The sequence below is a fragment of the Empedobacter falsenii genome (genome assembly GCF_019308355.1).
Taxonomy (GTDB): domain Bacteria; phylum Bacteroidota; class Bacteroidia; order Flavobacteriales; family Weeksellaceae; genus Empedobacter; species Empedobacter falsenii_B.
In genome coordinates this window covers 1-10702 of record NZ_JAAGKM010000060.1, presented here as the reverse complement: position 1 = coordinate 10702, position 10702 = coordinate 1, and the positions used below count along the sequence as shown (strand labels likewise).

The following is a 10702-nucleotide window of genomic DNA, read 5'->3' as shown; positions in this document are numbered from 1 at the left end:
TTTTAGGCTTTAAAACAAGGATACTATCTAAAATACTCACGCTTACTATTATTCAAACAATAAACAGAAACCAAAATAGAAATATTAACAACTTAAAAATTAATATTATCTAAATGCACTACGGGTAAACTCTATATTATTTATCAATTCATCTTTTTGACTTTCCCTTAAATCCCATTTCGAGATTTTTTCATCATTAAATATATTTTTTCTAAAATCAGTTTCGACAAATCCTGTTGGCGAAATATAAGTATCTTCTCCTTGATGAATTTCTTCTTTAAATCTTTTATTCAAACCAAAAGTTTGACGAAATCCAGAAAAAATTAAAGTATTATACGCTAATAAATTATGCACTTCATTTGCCATTTCAATTGAATTGATATCAATTTTATTATTACTCAAAATATCCAAAGAAGATTCAACTCCATCAATATTCATTGTTCCTGCATAAGCTTCATAAACGACCAATTTTGGATTAATTTGTTCTAAATATTGATGTAATAAAACTTTTGTATTGATTGGAGTTTGAGCACTTGAACCTAAGTTGAAAGCTGTAATTCCATCTCTTTCTAAAATTCTAGGATCAATTCCTCTATACGCGTGAGAAGAACCTACAATCAAAACATCTACATTTTTAGTCTTCTGTGCATCTTGCATTCGTGTAAATGTATGTCCATAACATCCCATACAACTTCTTACATTTTTAGACATATAGAATGGTAAAGCTGAACTCCAAATTGGCATTATAACAATATAAAATACAATTGCAAATAATGAGAATAGACCTATGTTAATTAAAAATTTCTTCATCTTTTAAAATTGAAAATAAATAAATGGACTTTCTTCTGTTTGTAAAAACAAACCGATTAACATCACAACAAAAGCATAAAAACACCATCTTACCCATCTTGGTTTAGAAATTAAGAACTTCTCTATTCCATAATTATTTCTTCTTCCAATCCATTCAATCACCAATAAAAATGCAACTAAAATTAACGTAGCTAAAGCACTTTTACGTAAAGTTGGAAATGAGAAAAGTGATTGACTAAAAATTCCTCCAATATATTCGAAAGCATGAGTAACTGAATTTGCACGGAAAAATATCCAGGCGAAAACGGTTAAACTAAACGTCAAAATCATATTAAATAATTCTCTGAAATTTGGCAACACCCTATCTTGCGCAACAATTTCTAAATTATTTCGATTTGTTTTCAGCAGAATTGATGGCATTATAAATAAAGCATTCAAAAATCCCCAAAAAATAAAAGTCCAATTGGCTCCGTGCCAAAAACCACTTACAATAAAAATGATAAATGTATTGCGAACACGCATCCAATTTCCGCCTTTACTTCCTCCTAACGGAATATACAAATAATCGCGAAACCACGTTGATAACGATATGTGCCAACGTCGCCAGAATTCTGCTATATCACGAGAGAAATATGGATAATTAAAGTTTTTCAATAAATTAATTCCAAACAAACGAGCTACGCCAAGCGCGATATCCGAATATCCAGAAAAATCTCCATATATCTGAAATGTAAAGAAAATAGCTCCTAAAACTAAATTAGATCCAGATTGCGATTCTGGATTCGAAAAAATTTCATTCGCATAAATTGCACAATTATCTGCAATTACCATTTTCTTAAATAACCCCCAAAGTATTTGACGCATTCCGTCCACTGCTTGAGAATAATCAAAAACTCTCTTCTTTTTGATTTGAGGTAAAAGATGAGTTGCTCTTTCTATAGGTCCTGCAACTAACAATGGAAAGAAACTTACGAAAACTGAATAATCTACAACATTTCGTTCTGCTTTTATTCTTCCGTAATAAATATCAATGATATAAGATAAGCCATGAAAAGTATAAAATGAAATTCCTACTGGTAAAATAATATGCAATGTCCAAGGATGAACTTCTAATCCAAATCCATTTAGCATTTCTGCAAAAGAATCTGCAAAGAAATTGTAATATTTAAAGAATCCTAAAAAACCAAGATTAATTCCAATACTAATTGTTAACCAGATTTTTTTAAGATTTTGAGAAGTTGCTTCTTCTATCTTGATTCCAGAATAATAATCTAAGAAAGTTGAAAAACCTAACAAAAACATGAAACGCCAATCCCAACATCCGTAGAAATAATAACTCGCTACAAGAAGTAAAATATTTTGAAACTTCATATTCTTTCTCAATAACCAATAAAGAGTAAATACGATTGGTAAAAAAATCGCAAAAGAAATAGAATTAAATAACATACTTTACTTCAATTTTAAATATAAATACGACAACGGATAAAGCAATACTGACAACAATTTAAACTGTTTCAATCCTTTATTAATTTCTGATAAACTTTTATGATTAATTATCGAATAAATTTGATAACCAACCAAATTACGGATTAAAGCTTTTGGATATTTGAAAAGTTTAGTCCCGTAAGAATTAAGAAAAGAACGATAACCTTCCATCAAGCCAAATGTGTTTTTTCCTGTCCAACGTGTATTGGAAACAGAAATTTCATCCGCTTCATCCAAATGATAGTTACGAACAACTTTATTAACAAATCGTGTTTTTACTCCATTCGCATCATATGTATTAAAAAATACCGATTGTGGAATGTAACCTTTGCTTTTGTAAGGTGAATAATTAAAGTTTTTCAACAATTGTTGATAAGTCTTTGTTATAAAAATTCCAAACTTATCTCCACGCACTTTATACTTGTAACGCATATCGAAAATAGAACCATCAAATCCATTATTTGGATATTGATTACCAACTATTTTTCCATCTGTATATTGCGACAATCCCATTACAGAAATATATTCGTCTTGACTTTTGATATTCTCTACCTCATCAAATAATGTTTGTAAAGCATTCTCTGGATAAGAATCGTCCGAATCGACAATCATAAAGTATTTAGAAGTAACTTTTTTAATTCCTTCAAAAACAGTAATGAATTTATGTTGATTTTCATTCCAGAAATATTCAATATCAATTAAACCTTCTGATTGAAAATTTTCAACAATTTCTTTGGTATCATCAGTAGAACCATCGTCCATAATAATCCATTTAAAATCTTTGAATGTTTGATTTTTTAACGAATCATACACACGCGTTAACGTATGCGCACGATTATATGAAGGCGTGACAATGGTAATTTTAACCTCGTTCATTCTCAAGTTTGATTTGATATTGTTGTTCGAAAACTTCAGAAACTTGACGATAAATCTCTTTTTCATCAAATTTATTGTACGCATTTGCAGTTCCATCAACAATTTTAGACACTAAGGTAGAATTTGTCATAAAAGATTTCATCGATTCGTACATTTCATCTTCATTATATTGAATTAAAACTCCATCTACTCCATTATCTATCATTTCTGCAATTCCACCAACATTTGTCGAAATAATTGGTTTTCGCATGCACATTACTTCGCCTATAACCAATGGATATGACTCAGATTGTGTTGGCAAAATAAAATAATCAGATGCTTTAATATAAGGATAAGGATTGGTTTGAGAATCTAACAATAAAAAAGAATCTTCAACATTTAGTTCTTTACGTTGATTGATCAAATTTTCCATTTCGTTTCCTCCACCAATTACCGCTATTTTATGATTAAAACCATCATCTAATAATCGTTTATGCACCCTCATCAATGTATGATAACCTTTGCGATGATGTAATCTTCCCATAGAAGAAAAAACGGGTAAATCTGTTTCATAAGAATACTCAAAAAGCTCGGCTTTTTTCAAAACCTCATCCACTTTTATCACATTATAAATAACAGTCGATTTTGGATAGGTAACTTGATACAAATCCTCGATTACTTGACGTGTTTGCTTCGAGCCAAAAATCATAAAATCAAAACGTTTCATTTTTTCAATTCTACTCAAAACACGTTCTTGATCTTTATCATATCCAACATCTGTATGAAACCAGCCTATTTTTCTTGATTTTTTATCAGGAGAATTTAACACCATATCAAATTCTGCATAACCAGGCGAAACTTCAATATCGTATTTTTCTGGAACTTTTAATTTGTATAAAATTGAAGGAAATTTATCGTAAACTTCTAATTTCATTCGTCGCCAAATTAATTGTAATTTCTGTACAGAAGAATTAGAGCTCATCTGTTCTTTTCCTTTTTCTACAACAATTAATTTTATATCAGTCGGAATTTCTTTGATTAATTCGCCTTGATATAAATTAAGCATCAAAGTAAAATCGAATTTATCTTTTGGTAAGTTTCGCAATAAATCTAAAACTACTCTAGGAACTCCCCCCATTTCTAACGAACGAAGCCTAAAAAGTACTTTTATTTTTCTAGGTTGATTTGACATTTGGTTAGTTTAATAGACAAAAATACAACATTGATTTTGAATTGAATAATACAACAATCTAAAAACTCATGAAATAATTCTTAATTTTGCAGAAAAAGTAGAAAATGTTCAAAATTGGAACAAAAGTTAAAGTGATAGATGATAATATTTCGGGAACAATTACCAAATTGAAAGGTGATTTTGTTTACTTTAATGATGAATTTGGTTTTGAATATGAGTATCATCAAGACGAAATCATCAAAGATATTGAAATTGACTATGAAGAATATCGCGATGAGGAAATCAAAGAATTTTCGAAACCAAAATTTAAGACTTTTCGCAAATCTCATCGTCATCCGTATTTAACGCGAGAAATTGATTTGCATATCGAGAATTTAGTTGATAATTGGCGTGATTTGGATAATGCGCAAATTATACAAACGCAATTAGATGTTGCTCGAAATGAGGTGGAACGAGCCATGTTCGAAAGTCAAATTCGATTGATTTTAATTCACGGTTATGGAAAAGGAATTCTGAAAAAAGAAATTACCGAATTATTATATCGTTATACGAATATCGAATTCTATGACGCCTCATTCAAGGAATATCACGGCGACGCCATAGAAGTTAAATTTATTTAAATATCTTATAATGATGAGAAGCTGAATTTAATTCAGCTTTATGTTAAAATCTTTTGATCCAATCCATCAAATCATAGTAATTTTGAGGAACAATTCCGTGTCCACTTCTGTATTCGTGGTATTCAAAATTAATATTCAAGGATTTTAAAAACTCGTCACCCATTCGTCCTAATTCAATTGGCAATACAACATCTTCTGTTCCGTGCGAAACAAAGAAATTTAAATTCAAAAAATCTTTTGATTGATCAAAATCTCCAATAATTTTAGCTTCTGGATAACCACTTAAAATCGCCACGTTTTTAATCTTTTCAGGATTATTTAGCGAAATCGCATAACTCAATATTGCACCTTGGCTAAAGCCCATCAATGTTACATTTGCTGCATCTAAATTTTCTTGTTGAACAATTGCATCAATAAATTCGACCAATTTATTACGAGATTCTATCGCTTGCGTTTCATCCATCCATTTTTCATTGTTCACAAAATTGATATCATACCACGCATATCCGCCATACACAATATCATGCAACGCACGTACACTTATAATATGCGCGTTCTGCGGTAAATCTTGTGCAAACGAAAACAAATCTTCTTCGTTGCTTCCATAGCCATGGATCAGCACAAAAAGTGGCGTTTTCTCCGTCGAAACAACAGGTAAACGTTCGATATATTTTATTCCATTCAATTCTTTCATACAAACTTATTTTTAGCGAATTTAATTCTATTTTTTCTAAATAAAATTATTTTCAGTTCAGTTAAAACCCTTCAAAAACACCCAAACCAAATAAAGCAAAATCGTATTTCACAGGATCATTTGCATCCATTTCTCGTAATTTTGTATCGAGTTCTTTCAATGCTTTTGCATCATTTTGTTTTCGAGTCAGAATATTTAATTTTCGTGCGACATTTCCCGAATGCACATCCAAAGGACACGAAAGAATAGAAGTTGGAATAGATTTCCAAATTCCTAAATCTACACCTTGTTTGTCATCACGAATCATCCAACGCAAGTACATATTGATTCGCTTTGCAGCCGAATTATTCAACGGATCTGAAATATGTTTGGTTGTTCGAGTTGGATGCTCTATTTCGAAAAAAGTTTGTTTGAAATTCGAAATTGATGCTTGCATTGAATCTGAAGTTTGATGTTTTGCAAAAACTTGTTCCAATCCGCCATGATTTTGATAAATGTTACGAAGCGATTGCATGAAAAATTTCAAATCTTCACTATTGAATGTTCTATGAACAAATCCATCCAAATTGTCTAAATGATTTTCAGAGAAATTCATTACAAAATCGTAAGGTGAATTCCCCATCAACTGCATCATTTTATTCGCATTATTGATAATCATTTTACGATTTCCCCACGCAATTGTTGCTGCTAAAAAACCAGCAATTTCGATATCTTCTTTCGCAGAAAATCTGTGCGGAATTTGTACTGGATCAGAATCGATAAAGTCTAATGTATTATATTGAAGAACTTTTTCGTCTAAAAAATCCTTTATTTCTGTCATTTAGCAAATATACTAAGAAGTATTATATGTTATAGAGGATTAGAATTTCAATCCTAAACGATTATCTATTAACTTTATTAAATCATTTTAATCGAAAAGATTTTACATACTATCAACAAACAAACCATCAGCCATTACCAATTTTCGATCGGTCATATTTGCTAATTCTTCGTTATGTGTCACAATGACAAAAGTTTGTCCAAATTCGTTTCGAAGATTGAAAAATAATTCGTGCAATTCTTCAGCATTTTTAGAATCTAAATTACCAGAAGGTTCATCAGCAAAAACGACTTTAGGTTGATTAATCAACGCACGAGCTACTGCTACACGTTGCTGTTCTCCTCCAGAAAGTTGATTCGGTTTATGTGTTAATCGTTGCGAAAGTCCTAAATAGGACATCAACTCTTTTGCACGTTTTTCAGCATCAGCTTTTTTTGTTTTTTTGATAAAAGCTGGAATACAAATATTCTCTATTGCATTAAATTCTGGCAACAATTGATGAAACTGAAAAATGAATCCAATGTTTTCATTACGAAATTTAGATAAATCGCGATCGTTTAATTTCGTGATATCTTGTCCCGCAATCTGAATAGAAGTATTATATTTCTTTGGCTCAGAACTTTTTTCTAATGTTCCTAAAATTTGAAGCAAAGTTGTTTTTCCTGCTCCAGAAGCACCAACGATAGAAACGATTTCTTTTTCTACAATCGATAAAGAAACATTTTTTAGCACTTCTAATTCACCAAATTTCTTAACAATATTTTCTGCTTTTATCATGAGGTAAAGATATAAATTAAGTACTAAGTCTTAAATCATAAGTGATAAGTTTTTTTTGAATTAAAATTATAAAATCAATCATCCGTCGAAAATGCTTTAAACCCAAAACAAACAAATTTTAGTGTACTTGGTACGATTTAAAAATTATATAACAATTGTTTTGACTTTTTAAATCATTAATATTCGTATCTTGTAACCTCTAAATAAACAATATTAACCACTTTTTTAGCATAAGCTGATAAAATTAATATGGCAAAATTTAGAATACATCAACAATATTTTTATTTTTGTAATTGAAAAATCAAAAAAAATGAATCTTCACGAATATCAAGGAAAAGAAATTCTTAGTAAATATGGTGTGAAAGTACAACGTGGTATCGTTGCTACTACACCAGAAGAAGCTGTAGAAGCTGCTAAAAAGTTAACTGAACAAACTGGTACAGGTTGGCATGTCGTAAAAGCACAAGTACACGCAGGTGGTCGTGGAAAAGGTGGTGGAGTAAAGCTTGCTAAAAACTTGGACGAAGTTAAAGAGAAAGCAAACGAAATCATCGGAATGCAATTAGTTACGCCTCAGACTTCGGCTGAAGGTAAAAAAGTTCATCAAGTTTTAATTGCTGAGGATGTTTATTATCCAGGTGAATCTGAAACTGAAGAATACTATGTTTCTGTATTATTAGATCGTGCTACTGGTAAAAACATGATTATGTATTCTACTGAAGGTGGAATGGATATCGAGGAAGTTGCTGAGCACACGCCAGACAAAATCTTTACGGAAGAAATTGATCCTGCTGTAGGAATCCAAGGTTTCCAAGCGCGTAAAGTTGCTTTTAACTTAGGATTATCAGGAAATGCTTTCAAAGATGGTGTTAAATTTATCACTGCTTTATATAATGCATACGTTGCGATTGACGCTTCTATGTTCGAAATTAACCCAGTTCTTAAAACATCAGACGATCAAATTATCGCTGTAGATGCTAAAGTATCTATCGATGATAACTCATTATTCCGTCATGCAGATATTGCTGCTTTACGTGATACAAGAGAAGAAGATCCAACAGAAGTTGAAGCTGGTGAAGCTGGATTAAACTTCGTAAAATTAGACGGTAATGTAGGATGTATGGTTAACGGAGCTGGTTTAGCAATGGCAACTATGGATATCATCAAATTATCTGGTGGTAACCCTGCAAACTTCTTAGACGTTGGTGGTACTGCTGATGCTGAGCGTGTAGAAAAAGGTTTCCGTATTATCTTAAAAGATAAAAACGTAAAAGCTATCTTAATCAACATTTTTGGTGGTATTGTACGTTGTGACCGTGTTGCTCAAGGTATCTTAGATGCTTACAACAATATGGGTGACGAAATTAATGTGCCGATTATTGTTCGTTTACAAGGAACAAATGCAGAAATCGCTAAGAAAATGATTGATGAATCAGGTTTCGCTGTTCACTCTGCTATCACATTAAAAGACGCTGCTGATAAAGTAGAAGAATTAGTAGGTTAAGATTTAACTTATTTACAATATATAAAACCTCTCAAAGGATTCTTTGAGAGGTTTTTTTATTGATAAAATTTTGTATTTTTATGTATACTAACAAGCTCTAATTTATAGTAACCAATATCTAAAGAATTTCTTTGATTTTATCTTATTCAAAGTCAAAAATAATACCTCTGTCAATCAGCTTAGTAATTTAGATTTCTATACTCATTATTGTATCATACATTTAGTTTCAATATTTGTATTGATTAAGATTTGAAATATAAATAGCCTTTCTTCCAGTTGTTTCTTCTGAACTCACCACCTCATCGTTTTTTAAGTTTCTCATAACACCAGCGATAGCAACAGAAGTTATATCCTTTGGCACTAATTTCAACCGAACCAACTCCTCTTTTATTTCAGCAATCGTTTTACCTTGATTTAGAAAATTAGTATTTAATATATACTCTTTAACTTTATAAGTTAAACTTATTTTTGATTTTTTATCTTCTTTTAACTCTTTAAGAGGTTTTAATTTAATCCCGAAACCAGTAAGAGTGTTTAGATCATATCCTACAGCTTTTGAATATTCAATAATAAAATCAATATTTGAACTATCTCCATTTTCTACATTGATAATACTACTTTTAGATACTAAAGTCATTTCTACAATATCATCTAAAGAATATTCTAGTTTGATTCGTTTTTTTCTTAAAATACGTCCTACTTCTTTTCTGAAAATTAAACCATCTTCTCTAAAATTTGACATTATAGATTAATTTTACATGTTATTTAATTGTTGTTATTAAAAATAATTTGCATGTATAATTATTTTTAATATATTTGTATAAGCGAATTGATAATTAGACTTTTAATAGTCATAATTAAACGATGTAATCTCGAACCAAAACGACCAATTTTCAACCGAGAGAACTGTGAAATCGCTTCATGTCTCAAAAGTTTTGTACTTTCGTATACGGCATGGAGTGTTTCTCACATTAGCTTTAGGTTGAAGCTTTATAAATTTTCGAATTTTAAAGCTGGGTTTGGTCGCCCATGGTTCTAAAGTGTGAGAGCGCTCCTTGCTTTTTTTGCAAGTAATTCTTCATGCACGAGAAACATCGTTCCATAAAACCCAACACAAAATGAGAACGAAACAATTTCCATTCATCCGTAAAAAACCACCAGACAAAGTCTGTTGGTCTTACTAATTCTTTTAAAGGACAATACTCCGTATTTATAGCATTTTTAAAACACGGATCGTAAAGCAAAGGGCTATCCTTTCTTTACACGCTCTCTATCAGAGCCTCGGTAAGGAGACTTTGACAGCTAGGTTATACTCTTTTTTTCGCACATTAAAAGTAATGCCTTTCATATCATTTTCCAAATTTATTGGGGCCTACCTTATTATTAGTATTGAGATGTTAGTATTTAGATTTTAGAGTTGTACGATGTAAAAAGTACATTGTATTATGTATTTGAGGTTGAGACTAAGGATGGGATTCTGAAACGAGTTCAGAATGACAGCGAATTTGAATATTGAAAAGGATGTAGAAAATGTCATATGATTTGGAGACGAGTGTCAAAAAGCTGAAAGTCATGGTTAAAATATTTTACTGTTTGCGTAGCAAATGATTTAAAATATTGAATGACTGAAACTAATTTTGACCGTCGAAAATCAAAGACAAGAGTTTTTTGATTACTTTTTTGCTCTCTTCCTCGAAGGGCACATGAATACCGATAATTAAAATAGATAAGCTATGAATAAAAAAGTGATAGAAAGATTTCTCGATACCTCGAAATGACATATTGAATGCGATTCTGAGACAAGCTCAGAATGACAGCTTGGATATCCCCCTGAATTTTCCAGTGTAAGTTAAGCTACATTTTTTAAAAATTGTAAATTATTATTAAACTCAAAAATAGTTTTATAATTCAAAGCTTTATGTCTTCTATTTCTGTTATACCAAAT

The 10702-nt window shown here is 30.8% G+C and carries 10 protein-coding genes and 1 pseudogene; 3 read left to right on the top strand and 8 right to left on the bottom strand.

Annotated features, from left to right (window positions below):
* Positions 1-113 (top strand): annotated as a pseudogene (locus G0Q09_RS15270) (IS982 family transposase); the annotation flags it as partial.
* On the opposite strand, the gene G0Q09_RS13970 reads toward G0Q09_RS15270, so the two are convergent.
* The 4 genes from G0Q09_RS13970 to G0Q09_RS13955 are packed head-to-tail and all read right to left on the bottom strand — an operon-like array spanning position 106 to position 4342.
* Positions 106-810: a hypothetical protein gene (locus tag G0Q09_RS13970; protein ID WP_219035334.1), complete on the bottom strand. Its 705-nt coding sequence runs from the start codon at positions 808-810 to the stop codon at positions 106-108. The pseudogene G0Q09_RS15270 and the gene G0Q09_RS13970 sit on opposite strands and share 8 nt — an antisense overlap.
* A 3-nt stretch (positions 811-813) precedes the next feature.
* A complete protein-coding gene (locus G0Q09_RS13965) occupies positions 814-2256 on the bottom strand; it encodes an MBOAT family O-acyltransferase (RefSeq protein WP_219035333.1) in 1443 nt (480 codons plus the stop codon).
* Between the two features lie 3 nt (positions 2257-2259).
* A complete protein-coding gene (locus G0Q09_RS13960) occupies positions 2260-3171 on the bottom strand; it encodes a glycosyltransferase family A protein (RefSeq protein WP_219035332.1) in 912 nt (303 codons plus the stop codon).
* On the bottom strand, positions 3158-4342 hold the full coding sequence (locus G0Q09_RS13955; RefSeq protein ID WP_219035331.1) for a glycosyltransferase: 1185 nt from the start codon (positions 4340-4342) through the stop codon (positions 3158-3160). The genes G0Q09_RS13960 and G0Q09_RS13955 overlap by 14 nt, the downstream gene beginning before the upstream one ends.
* 104 nt (positions 4343-4446) lie before the next feature.
* Between G0Q09_RS13955 and G0Q09_RS13950 the strand changes: the two genes are divergently transcribed.
* The gene (locus G0Q09_RS13950) at positions 4447-4962 is read left to right on the top strand and encodes a DUF8465 domain-containing protein (protein ID WP_219035330.1); all 516 of its coding nucleotides are present in this window, start codon (positions 4447-4449) and stop codon (positions 4960-4962) included.
* 43 nt (positions 4963-5005) lie between these two features.
* On the opposite strand, the gene G0Q09_RS13945 is transcribed toward G0Q09_RS13950, so the two are convergent.
* The 3 genes from G0Q09_RS13945 to G0Q09_RS13935 all read right to left on the bottom strand — a co-directional run bounded on the left by G0Q09_RS13945 (position 5006) and on the right by G0Q09_RS13935 (position 7253).
* Complete coding sequence (locus tag G0Q09_RS13945) at positions 5006-5656, bottom strand: alpha/beta hydrolase (protein ID WP_219035329.1); 651 nt, start codon at positions 5654-5656, stop codon at positions 5006-5008.
* 61 nt (positions 5657-5717) lie between these two features.
* A complete protein-coding gene (locus G0Q09_RS13940; protein WP_219035328.1) occupies positions 5718-6476 on the bottom strand; it encodes a TIGR02757 family protein in 759 nt (252 codons plus the stop codon).
* A gap of 102 nt (positions 6477-6578) precedes the next feature.
* Positions 6579-7253, bottom strand: a complete 675-nt coding sequence (locus G0Q09_RS13935) for an ABC transporter ATP-binding protein (RefSeq protein WP_219035327.1) — start codon at positions 7251-7253, stop codon at positions 6579-6581.
* A gap of 310 nt (positions 7254-7563) precedes the next feature.
* On the opposite strand from G0Q09_RS13935, the gene sucC reads away from it, so the two are divergent.
* On the top strand, positions 7564-8757 hold the full coding sequence (gene sucC / locus G0Q09_RS13930) for an ADP-forming succinate--CoA ligase subunit beta (protein ID WP_114998939.1): 1194 nt from the start codon (positions 7564-7566) through the stop codon (positions 8755-8757).
* Between the two features lie 226 nt (positions 8758-8983).
* Here sucC and G0Q09_RS13925 read toward each other — a convergent pair whose 3' ends face one another.
* Positions 8984-9499: a helix-turn-helix domain-containing protein gene (locus tag G0Q09_RS13925; RefSeq protein ID WP_219035326.1), complete on the bottom strand. Its 516-nt coding sequence runs from the start codon at positions 9497-9499 to the stop codon at positions 8984-8986.
* Between the last annotated feature and the right edge of the window lie 1203 nt (positions 9500-10702).

What these genes read in the sequence shown, in the direction of transcription:
- G0Q09_RS13970 (WP_219035334.1), bottom strand. Translation starts at nt 810, where the DNA reads ATGAAGAAATTTTTAATTAACATAGGTCTATTCTCATTATTTGCAATT.
- G0Q09_RS13950 (WP_219035330.1), top strand. Translation starts at nt 4,447, where the DNA reads ATGTTCAAAATTGGAACAAAAGTTAAAGTGATAGATGATAATATTTCG.
- sucC (WP_114998939.1), top strand. Translation starts at nt 7,564, where the DNA reads ATGAATCTTCACGAATATCAAGGAAAAGAAATTCTTAGTAAATATGGT.
- G0Q09_RS13940 (WP_219035328.1), bottom strand. Translation starts at nt 6,476, where the DNA reads ATGACAGAAATAAAGGATTTTTTAGACGAAAAAGTTCTTCAATATAAT.
- G0Q09_RS13945 (WP_219035329.1), bottom strand. Translation starts at nt 5,656, where the DNA reads ATGAAAGAATTGAATGGAATAAAATATATCGAACGTTTACCTGTTGTT.
- G0Q09_RS13960 (WP_219035332.1), bottom strand. Translation starts at nt 3,171, where the DNA reads ATGAACGAGGTTAAAATTACCATTGTCACGCCTTCATATAATCGTGCG.
- G0Q09_RS13925 (WP_219035326.1), bottom strand. Translation starts at nt 9,499, where the DNA reads ATGTCAAATTTTAGAGAAGATGGTTTAATTTTCAGAAAAGAAGTAGGA.
- G0Q09_RS13955 (WP_219035331.1), bottom strand. Translation starts at nt 4,342, where the DNA reads ATGTCAAATCAACCTAGAAAAATAAAAGTACTTTTTAGGCTTCGTTCG.
- G0Q09_RS13965 (WP_219035333.1), bottom strand. Translation starts at nt 2,256, where the DNA reads ATGTTATTTAATTCTATTTCTTTTGCGATTTTTTTACCAATCGTATTT.
- G0Q09_RS13935 (WP_219035327.1), bottom strand. Translation starts at nt 7,253, where the DNA reads ATGATAAAAGCAGAAAATATTGTTAAGAAATTTGGTGAATTAGAAGTG.